This is a genomic window from Levilactobacillus mulengensis, from assembly GCF_003946045.1.
Taxonomy (GTDB): Bacteria; Bacillota; Bacilli; order Lactobacillales; family Lactobacillaceae; genus Levilactobacillus; species Levilactobacillus mulengensis.
Map to the genome: position 1 here is coordinate 1 of NZ_RHNW01000019.1, position 13,526 is coordinate 13,526.

Consider the following 13,526-nt stretch of genomic DNA (forward strand, 5'->3'; position numbering starts at 1 on the left):
CCTGCTCGGGGCATTATTGAAACAATTAGAAAGTTTTAGATAAAGAGGAATCCCGTTAAATCAGCGTTTAAAGGGATTCCTCTTTTTTTCGTATCCATAGAAAAACATAGGAAAATGATTTTTCTTTACACTTTTTTTGCACTGTCCTGTGCGGTGTAATCCTTTAGACTCGTGATTTTGTCGAGAGCAATTTCAATTTCATTATCAGTTTTTGCACGATACTCGTCGATGAGGTATGAGTAGATTCGAGTGGTGGTCCCGAGGTCAGAATGTCCAAGTCGCTTAGAGATAGCATAAATGTCGACACCCTCAGCGAGTAAATAGGCCACATGAGTGTGTCTAAGGGAATGAAAGTGAAAGCCATTTCGGGCAATATCAAGATCACTTAGGAGCCTTCTCAGTGTCTGATTCACCGCATTAGATGTTGGAATGGTCCCGTATTGATTAGTAAAGACGTATTCATCGCGCTTGTGTTCCTGCATATCTTTTAAAACGTTAGTAAGTTGCTGATTGATCCGAATCACTCGGACGGACGATGCTGTCTTAGTGGGAATCTGCTTTTTGGTGGATTCGTTCCAGGCGTGGTTGACAGAAATTGCCTTGAAGTTCAAATTTATATCTTTCCACTGTAATCCCTGAATCTCTCCCAGTCGCATTCCAGTGAGTATCGCTGTTAGAATCATGGAACGTGAGGTGAAATTGTGACTGGGATTCTCTAAGATGGCTGCGGTCAGTGTCTGAGTCTCTTTCATGTTCAGGTAGTCAATCCTGTGGGTGCGACTGTCGTCCCATACTAGCTCAATTCCATCGGTAAAGTCCTTGACGATTAGTTCTTCATAGATGGCATTTTTAACACAAGCCCGTATTAAGGTGTTAACTTTGTGGACGGTATCCCGGGCATGTTTCTTGCCGTAAGTGGTCATGAATTTCTGATAGTCACGTCGAGTTACCTTTTCGATTTTTGTGGTCTTGAAGTATTTTTTGAGTTCACGGTAAGTGATCATGTATCGGTTTTGGGTCCGAGGGGAGACCTTAGCCAATTTGAAATCCCGGAACCACTTCAGAAAGTACTCTGAGAAGAGGTGAGACGCTTTTTCACCCTTTAAAGGCTCTCCTCGTGATATTTTTCCTTCCCAATCTGCCGCCAGTAATTGGGCGGCTTTTTTGGTGGCTAGGCCGCCTTGATTAGCAGTTTTATACTTTCCGTCCTTATCCTTATAGGATACGCGTATTTGCCATTTACCGTAGCGCTTGGTAATACTTGCCATTTTCACTCCTCCAAACAAACGTGTGTTCTTTGTGACGATTAAAGAAAAGCCCTGAACGGGCCCAAGTACATATTTATCTTTTAATGTCACTATTTTTGGGACAATGCTTCTCCCGGAATCGAACCGAGGGGAGTCACCAGACAGAAGCTGTTAATGTCGTGTAAACCATTTAGAACTGTTCGTTCGTGCATAATATAGTTTTGATCCGTGGCCGTTTACTTTCAAGAAATAGCCGTCCTTTCCCATGTGATAGAAGGGCGCAACATGGATAGTTTTTCCATAATGTAATTTTAGATGATGACCCAGGCGATTAGTTGCATAGCAATCACCTCGGATGAATTTATATACGGTAATGTTGCGAGTGACATACGCACGTTTATAGTGACTGGCATTTGCTGAGGTACTGATAAACATGGTTAAAGCAATTGCTGAAACGAGGGTGATCCAGATTTTTTTCATAATTTCCTCCCGATAGATGTATTTGATTAATCTAAACTAGTAGCTCGTGAATCATCCTTTAAAACGGTTACTACCAGTTTCATAATGCTTGTTGTTTACGTATTTGCGACCATATACTTTCCAATTCGTATAGGTTCCATTTTTTATGTGGATAATTTGGCCACGGTGAAGCTTAAAACTACGAACGCGATGAGATGGCGTATACATGGTACCCTTAGTGTACTGATAGATTCGGATAGATTTTGTAACAATGGCAGTATAGGTACTGACAGAATAGCTGTCAGACATTGGGATTGTTAGATGATTTGTAAACTTTCACATTACGAGTGAGAGTTACCCAGCGTTCATGACCGGTTGGAATAGATGAAGCAGAAGCACTATCACTAGTTGCAAATACTATAATTAGTGAGAAAAGTACCAGAAATGCAGTAATGATATTTCGATTTTTCATAAATTAGTAGCCCCCGTTAGCGTAGCGGTAGTAGTGCGCTTTTGTAACTTTGTGCATCGATGCCATACCAACTAAACGCACCTTATGGTAGCCCGTTTTTCTAATTTTAATGGTCGGATAAATTGTATTTCCTAATGTGAAACTAGTTCGGAATTTATAAGTATTACCACTTTTTGAGACGCTACGAATATGGTACGAATACACATCGGCCTGTGGAGCTCCTTCATGTAGTGACTTCTTGGTTACCCATAAAAGGTGATTATCACCTATATAATAGCCACGAAGACTAGATGGTGAGGTAGATGCTGCATGAGCAGTCAAGCTTACTGCTGATACAGAAACGAAAGCAATTGTTGTAACTATAAGAGATAGGATCCTATGTTCCTTCATAATTTCCTCCCGTGGTATGTAGTCAGCTTTTAACGTCATCGGGTGTGGACACAGTAATTAAACAATGCTTTAACCGTGCGTAGCATTGCCAATACTATTTTCTAATGCTAGGGTTTCACGATACTCATTCGCTTCAGGCTTTTCTCTGAAGTCAACTGTCATATCTTTATATTTTTTAAGCTCGTTCTCTACCTCTCCGATGGTTATAGAGAAATATTCTTTTCTGTTGTTTACTTTATTGACACGATTACCTGTGAATTTGTTATGAAGTTCCGATTCTAATTTGTAAGCATCTTCACTGAAAATTAAAGCGTGCACATCGAACTTAAAAGGGACTGACGCGCTGCTTAGTTCATTAATCCTGTCCATAGGTTCTAATCGACGTGTCACACCAATTTTAAAAATGTTTCTACCAAACGATCCGATATTGGAGATAATGTAGACATACCCGGCAGTTGCATGCTGCTCGCGGTAGTCAACTTCAGTCTTTTGGTTCTGCTGTGCTTCTAGTTCGTTTTTAAGCTTTTGAATTTCTGCAAGCAAGTTTTGGTTAGAGGGTTCTTCTTTAGACTTTTCTTCTAGTTCTTGAATTGCTTGAGTATAATGTTTGATTTCTTTGTCGATTTTCTTACGTTTTGAAGCAATTTCGCGTTGCAATGCTTTTTCTTCACGCTCTTGGGCACGTTGCTCACGTAAAATTTCTTTTTCTTCCTGGGATTTCTGGCGATAAGCAAAAGCAAGGTTCAATTCATCTAGCTTCAAGTTAAGATAATCAATCTTTATAGCGACGTCATCAACGCTGTACATCTTATTGTGTTGTTCAAACGATCTCGTGATACGCCTACTTATTCTATCGTAGTTAGAATAGGTTGCTTTATTAATAGCCTCAGTGCATTCGTTATTAAAACTTCTAAGAATGGACTTTATGCTATTTCGAGTCATTTTTCTGCCTTCGGCTTTGCTATCGTTGACTATCCAATTCGGATTATAAGTAACCGCTGTCTTATCTTTAATCATAGCCTTCTGTTGCTCACGCAAATTTATAAGCGTGTCTTTGTATTCTAACGACGTTGAAAAATCGTATTGTGGCCTGTATAAGCCGTACGAACTCATTTCTAAATCAGGCTCAAGGTCGCTAATATCTGCCCGAATATTTTCTTTTTGATCAATTAGCTGACCAATCTCATTTTTAAGCTCCTTAACTTCGGACTTATTTGTTGCAATGATTTTTTGGAAGGTAGATTGCAACTTTTTTTCGCCTTCAGATAATTTAGACAGCTTTGCAGTTTTTAGAGTTATAATTTTATCAAGTTTTATTGGTTCAGCTTCGTGAAGAGATAGCTTGAGGCTGGCCTTTTCAGACAGCTCTTTATTTTTCTGAAGAGCTGTCTGAATTTGTGACTTTAAGTGGGTGCTATTCATAAGCATTTCTTTTTTTGACTGTTCCAGTTCTAAGTTGTTCTTTGATAAAGCTTCGTTAGCTTCTTTTAAATGAATGATCTGTTTTTTGAATTCAGATATTCGAAAAATATCCCTTATTGACATCTCGTAGTCCCTTCAATCTAAAACATGTTTGTAGTGCAGTCCATATGCAAGACCAACTTCATGCAGGTATGGCAGTTCAACGCCAACATCATCGGCCGCTGGATAGTCGGACTCCTCACACGCATATTCGCGACGTAAACGGTCCATGTCAGCCCGTGTCAGCAAGTGAGTAAATCCCCAAACACGAGCCCGTCGTTCCTGTTTCATATTCTCTAACGATCTATAATCGGTAATGTCGCCAACCGAAGTTTCAACATGACCAATTTCCTCTAGTATCCATTGACATAGTTGGTCGGGTGTTTTTCTTTCGTTAAGGGCGACCTCATCACCGATTGCCAGGCCGCTCAGGCGCACTGGTAACCTCTTGAAGCTAAAAGCAATTTCCGAATATTGCGCCATTAAGGTTTCAAGTCTATTCAATAAACTCAGTCCTTTTCATGACGCTTTTTGTACTGCGCCTTTTTGAACTCAATATAGTCTCTTATTTCTTGGCGTTCTTCTTCGGTTAAATCAGCTAGATCGCCATCAATATGGGCGGCAACGGGCACATCACCGAGGTCAACTTTGTGACCTAAAAGATAGTCAGTTGTTACTCCATAGTAGTTAGCTAGCTTTATAAGCATTGTGTTGTCGGGCTCGTTGCGTCCATTTTCCAAATGAGAATATGCAGCCCTACTAGTTCCAATAGCTTTTGCTACATCATCTTGCGTTCGATCGAGTTGATTGCGCAAGTACTTCAAACGAGTTCCAAAAGTAGAAGAAGCCATTAATAGTCCTCCTTAATTGATATTATACGTATCATTATAGATACAAAAAGTATCTGGTTCAATAAAAGATACAAAAAGTACCTTTTTTCTATTGACGATACGTAATGTATCGTGTATCATTATGATTGTTGATACGTTATGTATCGGAATTGAGGCGAAAAAAATGATTCGAAAATGTCTAAAAAGTTCTCGTGTAGAAGCTTGTCTTACTCAGGAAGAACTTGCTAACGAACTTGGTATTGCTGAAATAACAGTTAGAAAAATTGAAAACGGTGCAACGAATCCGAGCGCTAAATTAGCTGTTAAATATGCTAATTTCTTTGAAAAGGATTTAGCAATCCTATTTCCTGATATATTTTTGCTTAATTTTGATACAAATAGTATCAAAAAGCCTGAGGAGGTGAGCTGATGAAGAAACATGAAGTGATTCATTTTTACAAGTCAGGTGGTTTTAATCACTTGGTAAATGTCTCTGTTGATGATAATTTGTTTGCCGCAGTTACCTTTACTGATAGTGAGATGAAACGAATTGAACAAAAATATCCACTAGCAAAGGATAATCTGTTTGCACTAGTGGACGGTGTAGAAATTAAATTAAAAAGCTAAAGACCGAATTTGTTTTCAATTAGCTTAGCTGCAACTGAGCTAAAAATGTTTAATGAAGCAGAACCCATCTTAGAAGCAATTGTAGATTTGGTTTCCTCCCAATTCGTGTTATCTCGGATATTGTCGAGAAATTCATGACCTTTGTACGTAATCTTCGTAAAGGCATAAGCATCAGGCATCTGTTGATACTTTCTGCCATCAACGAAGCCACCATCTATCAGTTCGATAAAAGTATAGTAAAACGTATCTAGGTCAAAAAGATCAGAGATATTAGAGGATTCAATTACTTGCTGCAAGTCCGATTCCGAGCCGCCGTCATAAGGAACGAGTTCTAATAGTAAGAGCAAATCTCTGACACATTCATGATTAAGTTTCATAATTTATCACCTCCTTCAAGTATCAATTGTACCAGAGAAGGTGAGTGATATCGGTAGCCTGAGGAGGTGAGCTGATGAAGAAAGAAGAATTCCAAAGTGCAGTTCTTACAGAACTTCGTAGCTTAAATAAAACGCTCAAGGTTATCGCTAGTAACCAAGAGCGTCACGAAACGTCATTGTCATCGGATGAATTGTCCAAAATAGTCAAAAATGACATCCGGCAAAGCATGAGAAGCGTAGAGAAAGAATTACTTAGCTGATGTGTCGTCAACTAAGAACTCTTCTAGAAGGTTATGAACTGCTCGAAGAGTGGATACTTGAAAGCTGCTGCTAACTTTAGTGGCGATCTTTGATGCTATGAGATTACTATCCGAATTATTGTTAATGATTTCGGTTACGGAATCTCCAATTGTTGATACAAACTTTTCAGTATTCTGGTCGTCCAAGGCAGTTTTAACAATTTTGTTGAAGCGCTCTTCAAATTCTGCTTTTTCCATGATTATCACCTCCTTACGCACTAATTGTACCAAAAGAGGTGACTAATATTATTTTTTCCAAAGAACGGGGGTGACACTATGCTCCAAGTTCTAGCAGCAGGATTACTAATTCTTGTGATTGGAAACTACTCATCAAACTAATAGGAGGTGTCAAAATGACACGGCAAGAAAAAATTGAAATGGTAGCTGGCACGTCAAATCATCCAGCTAAGTTCATTGAAGAACTAACAGCTGATAACGATCAGCTATTAGAAAACTTAGTTGTGGTTGCTAAGGCACAAATTGCTAATGAGACAGCTGACCAAGTCTTTGAAGCTATGGCTTAAGTATAACGATTATGGCTGTCAAATGCCTTACATCAAATTGACAGTTAGAAGGAAGTGACAGCATGCAGAATAAATTTGCCGAACAATTAACTTTGGATCTGGCAGGAGTGGTGCGTAGGGACGTCGCTCAAAAAGTTCATATCTCCGATGGTCAACTGACCCGTTTAGCGAATGGGCAGCGTACTGGCGACAAGGGGATGCGAGCTGGGTTGGCACACGCGCTGCATAGTATCTTGTTGGCATTCTCTGGCGCCCGTAAGGATTACGGTGTTCTTTCTTTCTTGAAGAGCAGCAAACGTTATGACGATGTTATGGCAACACTCTTCCAGCAACGCAAAGAAGAGGACGATCGGCGTGAATTAGAAGAAGCGTTCGATCAGGCCATGACGACTAAACCGGAAGCTCGGTCGTCACAGCAAATCTTACTCATACGAGACTATTTTAAAGAGTATGCCGAAGAGATCATGTCTGAAAACACCGATATTGTAGCCAAAGCAGAATATGCTGGAATCGATATCCATCAAGTTTTTGACGAAGCCAATGCACGAGTAGGAGGGTGACAAGATGAAAGCACCACAGGTAATTGAATTTAAGGCTCGGGCGGTGGTACCAGATAGCTTAGAGCTAGTTGAACGGGATGAACTTGATAGTCTTCGCAGTCAGGCACTTACAGGTCGAACTTGGACCATGCAGGATTTACGTGAATGGGCCGGGAAAAAGTCAACGGACTGGATTAAGGACAACGTTTTATACAATCCCCATTATTCACGCGAAATTCAAGACATGATTGACCGACATGAGATTCATGAGGCTACAGGAAAAGGCTCACGTTGGCTGTTCAAGGCTGGTCCCATGGCAGATTTCTTAGATCGTCACTGGGAAGAATTACCGTGGTAAGGAGGAAGAAAAATGATTTTGCAAAGCATTTACGATTTTTGGTGCTTCTATTTTGGTGAAGCAGCCACGTGGATCGGCAGTATTGTGGGCCTTTTCTACGCCGGTTACCGCTTCCGTAAACACGTTGAGACGGTCGGTGGCTGGAAGTCTTGGCGTAATGACTATTTTGGATTGGAGGACAAAAAATGAAAATTTGGCATAAAAAAAGAGCCCTGACCTGGCCGTCAGAACTCGAAGATAAAAAGTATCTCTCATACTTCTTTAGCGTTAATTCTACTCCGAAAGGTGGCGTATGGCAATGGCTTTAGGAGGTACCTCGTACATGTATGACCGTAAGTTTGGTCAGCAAGCTGTCACACGAATTAACCAGCCAGACCCAAGCATCCAACGCATCGACACGGATGAAGGCTTTATGAAACGTGTTAAAAAGCAAGTCGTAAGCACGGCCCTACGAAAATCGGAGGTAATCTCATGGACATGATGACAAATGTGCCAGGAACTTTTATGCCAAAGCCAATTGGCGTTTCTAACCTATCAGAGCTGGCGGATATTAAATCCGAACTTTTTCAAGAGGTTCAGCGGTTAGCCGAAGACAATCGGCTGGACGATGAAGAAATTGACCGGCTTTATAGTATCAATGACAAGCTGGTTGCTTGGCAGCCAGAGCTTGAGGAGGAAAAATAATGGACCAAGTAAAAGAAAGACCACGTCCCAAGGTCGAGATGACCTACAAAATGAATCGTTACCAGTGGTTGGAACATCGCCGCAAAGGCATCGGCGGTTCTGATGCCTCAGCTATCCTAGGATTCAACAGCTGGCGGTCTCCATATGAAGTATGGGCTGATAAGACTGGTCGATTGCCTATCGATGATACTGGAAACGAGTTTACTCATTGGGGAAACATCATGGAACCTATCTTAGCTCAGGAGTTTCAGCGCCAAACCGGCAAGAAGGTACACCGTCAAAACAAAACGTTTGTTGACCCTGAGTATGACTTCCTTCGGGCAGACATCGATCGGGATATCGTTGGCGAACCCGGATTCTTGGAAATCAAAACAGCTATGGAGTTCAAGTCTTCAGAGTGGACGGACGACGAAGTTCCACCCGCTTACCTGCTACAAGTTCAACATTACATGATGGTTCTTAATCGTCCTTACTGCTACTTTGCCACGTTAATTGGCGGTCACCACTTCTTGACTAAGCGAATTGACCGGGACGACCAATTAATTGCTACTATGCGTCAGCAACTTATTGACTGGTGGGAGAAGCATATCATCCAAGGCATTCCGCCAGAGATTGATGGTTCCGATTCAACTACCAACGTCTTAAATAAGCTTCATCACGAGACTGAGGGCCAACCAGTCATCTTAGACGATGATTTGGACAAGCTACTTACTCAACGTGAACAGCTCAAAGAAGGGCTTAAAACCTACACCAACGACATCAAAACTACTGAAAACAAGGTCCGAGCGGCAATGCTTGCGACCGAGGTTGGTACATCGACTAACTTCGTTGTGACCAATCGGATGAACAAGCGCGGCAACCGCGTGTTGCGGATTAAGGAGAGATAAGAATGGCTACTAACAATACTTTAAACCAGGCTTTAAACACTCAGCCTCAAAAAGTTAATGCTAAGAATGCATCAATCAAGGTTCTACTTGAATCACCGACGATTCAAGCCAAGTTTCAAAACGTCTTGAAAGATAAGTCTTCAGGTTTCGTTAGTTCGGTTCTTAACGTCGTCAATTCCAACGGATACCTAGCGGATGCTCAACCAATGTCTATCATGACGAGTGCAATGGTCGCCGCAACGTTGGACCTTCCTATTGACCCCAATCTTGGGTATGCCTATATCGTCCCATTTAAAGCCAAGAATAAAGAAACGGGACACTACGAGAAAAAGGCACAACTCATCATCGGGTATAAGGGATATATTCAACTGGCGCAACGCTCAGGTCAGTATCACAAGCTGAACGTTGCTCCAATTCCCGAAGGCGCCTTTATCTCATGGGACCCGCTGGCAGAAGAACTCAAGTATGACTTTTCTAAGCAGACATCAGATAAAGTCGTTGGTTACGCTGGCTACTTTGAACTACTGAACGGTTTCACCAAGACTGTTTACTGGACGCGTGATCAGGTTGAAGCTCATCGAATCGCCAATAATAAGGCCAAGGACAAGCGAGCACTTGCTGGTGTATGGCGTGACCACTACGATGCAATGGCTACTAAAACTGTTCTACGGAGCATGCTAGGCCGCTGGGGTATCTTATCTATCGAAATGCAAAACGCTGTCAGCAAGGACGAGAAGCCGCAAGAGCTGTCAGATGATGGTCAGTTAGTAGAAGACCGGTTAGACATTACGGATGATGCCACAAGTGATGACAGCGATGGTGCTAAATCAGAAGACAAGCCCACGCCTGTCAAGCATACCAAAAAGTCAGATAGCGAAAATACTGATTTGACTAGTCAGGAGCAGCAAGATATCTTCAATGCCGTCAACGGTAAGAAGTAAATAGATTATAAGCGGTGGGTGGGCGGCGTAAGGAGGTGGCAAATTGAATTATTTGGTTCAGATAAAGGCATTCTATGATCGGCTCGAAGTCGAACCCCTCAAATCATCGGAAATTGCTTTATGGTACTCACTAATGTCCATAAACAATAAGACCGCATGGTCTGAAACGTTCACGGTAGCCTCATCAGTGTTATGCCAAAAATCTGGAATTAAAGAAGCCAACTTCTATAAAGCACGTAATCTTCTTCAGCAGAAGGGGTACATCGATTGGAAATCTCGAACAGGTAATCAAGCTGCAATTTACCATCTTCCTAAGCTGTATGAACAACTGCCTACAAATAGTATAGACAATCACACAGACAACTGGGGAGACAGTAGTAGAGACACCTCTATAGGCAGTAGTAGAGCATTAACTAAACTAAACAAGACTAAACAAAAAGATGTAGATGATGACGTGGTTGCTCGCTCGAACGTGTTCGACAAGTGGACGGCCCTCTGGGGATTTCCAAATGCCATCGCCTTACCAGAGCTTAACGGGTGGCTTGAGCAACTGTCACCTGACATCATCGACTACGCTATCCAGATTGCTGGAGAGCACGATGTTCAGTCGCGTGGAGCGCTTAAATACCTGCGTGCAGTTATCGATGGATGGCAGCAGCGTAACATCACCACGCTTGAGCAGGCCAAGAAGGCGGCTGAGGAACACGACCAGCGTATGGCTAATGGTCGCCGCTCGAACACTAAGCCAGCGCACGCCAAGGAGACCTTGCCGGACTGGGCACAACGGGATAGTGGTCAGCCCAAGGCACCAGCTAAGAAGCTTAGTGCTGAGCAACAGGCGGAGTTAGATTCGCGGATTCAGAAACTTCGGCAACGAAATAAAAAGCAGGAGGCATAGTATGACAAGTTTACGAGATTTAATCACAGGCACCACTAGCGACAACGTCGCGGTTAACGCTCGAGGACTCCACGACTTCTTGGAAGTTGGCAAGGATTTCTCTAACTGGTTCAAAGATATGACTGACTACGGTTTTACCCAAGGTGAAGACTTTACGCCAATTTCGGCGAAAAGCCATGGTGGCCGGCCTCGCATCGAATATGCGATGACTTTAGACATGGCTAAAGAGCTCGCCATGATTCAACGGACTGAGAAAGGCCAGCAAGCACGACGGTACTTTATCTCAGCTGAAAAGCAGTTAGCTAAACAGGAATCAACGAACAAGTTACCAGTGACGCCGCGTGAACAGATTAAGTTACTGCTGCAGGGTAACGAGGATACCAATCAACGTGTGGATCACGTTGAAAGCCGTCTAACTGACCTAGAGAAGAATCAAAAGCTGGATCCTGGCGAGTATAACTGGTTGGGACGTCGTATCAACCGTGCGGTACGCGATTACATGGGGATGCACAACCTAGTACTGAGTAACTCGCAACGTTCAAAACTGTTCCGTGACATCAACAGGGGTGTCTGTGAGGTGGCTCACGTCAAGACGCGGACACAAATTCGTGAGGGATACTTCGACGACGTGTCGGACTACATCAGCGACTGGGTGCCATCTACCGCGACGCTGGCAGTCATCAAGCAAATGGGCAGCGACTTGCCAGTTGCTCAGGAGGCCTAGAGATGACTTTTGAAGAGGCACATAAGCTCCTGCAGGAGCAAAGTAATCGTGGAACCGATGTCTGGTATGGACCAAGCTTAGAAAAGCATAGTCGTGTTCGTGGTCAGCTGGAATGGGGAGCTGTCGAGTTAGTCCTCTATCAGCTAGAAAAGAGCTATGAACGCAAGGAGGCGCCACATGATTAAGTATCCTAGTGGTGGTATTCCACAAGGACGAAGCTATAGCCCTGATGGTGATAAGGAAATAGTCAAGCCACTCAAGCACAAAAAGCGTGGACCGGGTCCAGAACATGTCATTCAGACGCAAATCATCGCTATGCTGTCGATAAATGGATGTCAGGTATGGCGTATCAACGTCGGTAGGGTACCCATGAAAGACGGACGGTTCTTTAGCGCTGGCCCTGAGAAGGGTTTCCCGGACCTATGCGGATACCGCAAGTCAGATGGCAAGATGTTTTTCATCGAAGTCAAGACTGATAAGGGGAAGCGGCGCCCGGCACAAGAGTATTTTGCGAAGGAAGTTGCTATGGACCCGGTCATCTACGGAGTGGCCCGCAGCCCTGAAGAGGCGCTGATGATTGTGCAGCGGGGACTAAATCGAACGGAGGACAAAAAATGAAACCTGAAAATGTACGCCTGGCATTAGCCAAGCTGATGGACCTGAACAACAAGAAAAGTGAGCCATTTGACATCGATAGTGGCGGTAAGATTCGCAGCCTTAGTTTCGATGAGTTACGGGATGAGAACTTCGAGCTGCTGGCTGACATCGCCGACTTCTTGGGGATGGAAAACTTGTACCGCGACCCCGACTCAAGTGATCACTTTGCGAGTTAGATTGACGAGCAGCATGGGCTGTCACGAGTGTCAACTTTCATGGGCGAGGACCCACTATCTGGGGCATACACCTACATGGAAGGTGAAGGCAGCCTTGTGGCAACAGAAAAAGCCAGTCATCAATGGCTGGCATGTGGAGGTAATCAAAAGATGAAGTCTTACATGGTTAAAGGTAAGCGACAGTACCGCGAGTTAATGCAGCTACTGTCTGATGAGGGTTACTGTTGGCTACCTGGAACGGTACAGGAAACAGCTGAAAGCGAGCCGTTACCGGTAGACGGAGCCTATGTAATCGTTACAAGTGATAGTCACACAATCTGGTGGCGGCTGCCTGAGTGGGACCGGGTGCCTGGTGAAGGGCTGCCGATTCCTTATGAAGATTGGCACGCCATCACGCGTACCAAGTGGCTTAAGGCTAAGGAGGACAATCATGAGCAAACGGCCTGATATCACAGCGAAACTCAGCCAATTGGTTGAGAAACGGCTTGATTCACAAAACATGTACTGGTCACCTGAGGTAAACTTCGATGGCGGCAAAAAGCGGGTAGACTTCGTTGGGTTCCATTCGAAATTGGGTGCCCCGGAGGCGGTAGCAGTGGAATTAGGACAATTTGAGTTCTATGAGGTCAAGTCGAGTATGGCAGATTTCACATCTGGACATGGGCTGACCTTCTACGGTGATAAAAATTTTCTGGTGTGTTTGCCCGAACTGGCCCAGCAGCTGGTGGAGCAGCAAGCTATTCCGGAAAGAGTCGATATGATCCTTTGCCCCGACAAGAGCTGGAAACGGTTAGTACCTAAGATTGACCGCATGAGAGTTGGACTGCATCGAGAACGAACCGCAGCGGAAATACTGTGGGCGATTGTGAAAACTCACAGAGAAAGTGAGGAGGTATTTGATGAGTAAGCAACGGAAGCACACGAAAAAGTCCACCATGCGCAAGAAGAAGCGTCGTATGGCGGAACACGCGCGGGA

At 43.5% G+C, this 13,526-nt stretch carries 25 protein-coding genes; 18 read left to right on the forward strand and 7 right to left on the reverse strand.

Annotated elements, in window-relative coordinates:
* Positions 1-125 precede the first annotated feature (125 nt).
* From EKM84_RS12505 to EKM84_RS12525, 5 genes are all read right to left on the reverse strand, one after another.
* Entirely contained in the window at positions 126-1,268 is a 1,143-nt protein-coding gene (locus EKM84_RS12505; protein ID WP_087612876.1) for a tyrosine-type recombinase/integrase, read from the reverse strand.
* Positions 1,269-2,181: 913 nt separating this feature from the next.
* Positions 2,182-2,568, reverse strand: a complete 387-nt coding sequence (locus tag EKM84_RS12510) for a hypothetical protein (protein ID WP_125766057.1) — start codon at positions 2,566-2,568, stop codon at positions 2,182-2,184.
* A 69-nt stretch (positions 2,569-2,637) separates the two neighbouring features.
* Entirely contained in the window at positions 2,638-4,113 is a 1,476-nt protein-coding gene (locus tag EKM84_RS12515) for a DUF4041 domain-containing protein (RefSeq protein ID WP_125766058.1), read from the reverse strand.
* Positions 4,114-4,125: 12 nt separating this feature from the next.
* Positions 4,126-4,533, reverse strand: coding sequence for an ImmA/IrrE family metallo-endopeptidase (locus EKM84_RS12520; RefSeq protein WP_164511401.1), 408 nt, complete (start codon positions 4,531-4,533; stop codon positions 4,126-4,128).
* Positions 4,534-4,538: 5 nt separating this feature from the next.
* On the reverse strand, positions 4,539-4,880 hold the full coding sequence (locus EKM84_RS12525; RefSeq protein ID WP_043022771.1) for a helix-turn-helix domain-containing protein: 342 nt from the start codon (positions 4,878-4,880) through the stop codon (positions 4,539-4,541).
* A 121-nt stretch (positions 4,881-5,001) separates the two neighbouring features.
* On the opposite strand from EKM84_RS12525, the gene EKM84_RS12530 reads away from it, so the two are divergent.
* Entirely contained in the window at positions 5,002-5,289 is a 288-nt protein-coding gene (locus tag EKM84_RS12530; protein ID WP_263853639.1) for a helix-turn-helix transcriptional regulator, read from the forward strand.
* Positions 5,289-5,486: a hypothetical protein gene (locus tag EKM84_RS12535; RefSeq protein WP_041815519.1), complete on the forward strand. Its 198-nt coding sequence runs from the start codon at positions 5,289-5,291 to the stop codon at positions 5,484-5,486. The genes EKM84_RS12530 and EKM84_RS12535 overlap by 1 nt, the downstream gene beginning before the upstream one ends.
* On the opposite strand, the gene EKM84_RS12540 is transcribed toward EKM84_RS12535, so the two are convergent.
* Positions 5,483-5,863 carry a DUF2513 domain-containing protein gene (locus EKM84_RS12540; RefSeq protein ID WP_125692866.1) on the reverse strand — a complete coding sequence of 127 codons (381 nt, stop codon included), beginning with the start codon at positions 5,861-5,863 and terminating at the stop codon, positions 5,483-5,485. The two genes, EKM84_RS12535 and EKM84_RS12540, sit on opposite strands and share 4 nt — an antisense overlap.
* Before the next feature lie 74 nt (positions 5,864-5,937).
* Between EKM84_RS12540 and EKM84_RS12545 the strand changes: the two genes are divergently transcribed.
* Positions 5,938-6,123 carry a hypothetical protein gene (locus tag EKM84_RS12545; RefSeq protein WP_125766060.1) on the forward strand — a complete coding sequence of 62 codons (186 nt, stop codon included), beginning with the start codon at positions 5,938-5,940 and terminating at the stop codon, positions 6,121-6,123.
* Here the strand turns inward: EKM84_RS12545 and EKM84_RS12550 are convergent.
* Positions 6,112-6,360: a hypothetical protein gene (locus tag EKM84_RS12550; RefSeq protein WP_086231641.1), complete on the reverse strand. Its 249-nt coding sequence runs from the start codon at positions 6,358-6,360 to the stop codon at positions 6,112-6,114. The genes EKM84_RS12545 and EKM84_RS12550 overlap by 12 nt on opposite strands.
* A gap of 155 nt (positions 6,361-6,515) precedes the next feature.
* Here EKM84_RS12550 and EKM84_RS14230 point away from each other — a divergent pair, with 155 nt between their 5' ends.
* The 15 genes from EKM84_RS14230 to EKM84_RS12610 all read left to right on the forward strand — a co-directional run bounded on the left by EKM84_RS14230 (position 6,516) and on the right by EKM84_RS12610 (position 13,457).
* Positions 6,516-6,686, forward strand: a complete 171-nt coding sequence (locus tag EKM84_RS14230) for a hypothetical protein (RefSeq protein ID WP_164511402.1) — start codon at positions 6,516-6,518, stop codon at positions 6,684-6,686.
* A 62-nt stretch (positions 6,687-6,748) separates the two neighbouring features.
* Positions 6,749-7,246, forward strand: coding sequence for a transcriptional regulator (locus EKM84_RS12555; RefSeq protein ID WP_125766061.1), 498 nt, complete (start codon positions 6,749-6,751; stop codon positions 7,244-7,246).
* A 4-nt stretch (positions 7,247-7,250) separates the two neighbouring features.
* Positions 7,251-7,583, forward strand: coding sequence for a DUF771 domain-containing protein (locus EKM84_RS12560; protein ID WP_086231639.1), 333 nt, complete (start codon positions 7,251-7,253; stop codon positions 7,581-7,583).
* A 12-nt stretch (positions 7,584-7,595) separates the two neighbouring features.
* A complete protein-coding gene (locus EKM84_RS14235; protein WP_159074711.1) occupies positions 7,596-7,772 on the forward strand; it encodes a hypothetical protein in 177 nt (58 codons plus the stop codon).
* A complete protein-coding gene (locus tag EKM84_RS14455; RefSeq protein WP_263853640.1) occupies positions 7,769-7,891 on the forward strand; it encodes a hypothetical protein in 123 nt (40 codons plus the stop codon). Before EKM84_RS14235 ends, EKM84_RS14455 begins: the two co-directional genes overlap by 4 nt.
* 163 nt (positions 7,892-8,054) lie before the next feature.
* Positions 8,055-8,267, forward strand: coding sequence for a hypothetical protein (locus EKM84_RS12565; RefSeq protein WP_125766062.1), 213 nt, complete (start codon positions 8,055-8,057; stop codon positions 8,265-8,267).
* On the forward strand, positions 8,267-9,154 hold the full coding sequence (locus EKM84_RS12570; RefSeq protein ID WP_125766063.1) for a YqaJ viral recombinase family nuclease: 888 nt from the start codon (positions 8,267-8,269) through the stop codon (positions 9,152-9,154). Before EKM84_RS12565 ends, EKM84_RS12570 begins: the two co-directional genes overlap by 1 nt.
* 2 nt (positions 9,155-9,156) lie before the next feature.
* Positions 9,157-10,095, forward strand: coding sequence for a recombinase RecT (locus tag EKM84_RS12575; protein WP_125766064.1), 939 nt, complete (start codon positions 9,157-9,159; stop codon positions 10,093-10,095).
* A gap of 43 nt (positions 10,096-10,138) precedes the next feature.
* Complete coding sequence (locus EKM84_RS12580; protein WP_125766065.1) at positions 10,139-10,993, forward strand: DnaD domain protein; 855 nt, start codon at positions 10,139-10,141, stop codon at positions 10,991-10,993.
* A 1-nt stretch (position 10,994) separates the two neighbouring features.
* A complete protein-coding gene (locus tag EKM84_RS12585) occupies positions 10,995-11,717 on the forward strand; it encodes an antA/AntB antirepressor family protein (protein WP_125766066.1) in 723 nt (240 codons plus the stop codon).
* Positions 11,718-11,719: 2 nt separating this feature from the next.
* Positions 11,720-11,902: a hypothetical protein gene (locus EKM84_RS12590; RefSeq protein WP_125766067.1), complete on the forward strand. Its 183-nt coding sequence runs from the start codon at positions 11,720-11,722 to the stop codon at positions 11,900-11,902.
* Positions 11,895-12,335: a VRR-NUC domain-containing protein gene (locus EKM84_RS12595; protein ID WP_308439874.1), complete on the forward strand. Its 441-nt coding sequence runs from the start codon at positions 11,895-11,897 to the stop codon at positions 12,333-12,335. The genes EKM84_RS12590 and EKM84_RS12595 overlap by 8 nt, the downstream gene beginning before the upstream one ends.
* Positions 12,332-12,550, forward strand: coding sequence for a hypothetical protein (locus EKM84_RS12600; protein WP_125766068.1), 219 nt, complete (start codon positions 12,332-12,334; stop codon positions 12,548-12,550). The genes EKM84_RS12595 and EKM84_RS12600 overlap by 4 nt, the downstream gene beginning before the upstream one ends.
* Before the next feature lie 150 nt (positions 12,551-12,700).
* Positions 12,701-12,997 carry a hypothetical protein gene (locus EKM84_RS12605; protein WP_125766069.1) on the forward strand — a complete coding sequence of 99 codons (297 nt, stop codon included), beginning with the start codon at positions 12,701-12,703 and terminating at the stop codon, positions 12,995-12,997.
* Complete coding sequence (locus tag EKM84_RS12610; protein ID WP_125766070.1) at positions 12,981-13,457, forward strand: hypothetical protein; 477 nt, start codon at positions 12,981-12,983, stop codon at positions 13,455-13,457. The genes EKM84_RS12605 and EKM84_RS12610 overlap by 17 nt, the downstream gene beginning before the upstream one ends.
* Positions 13,458-13,526 lie beyond the last annotated feature (69 nt).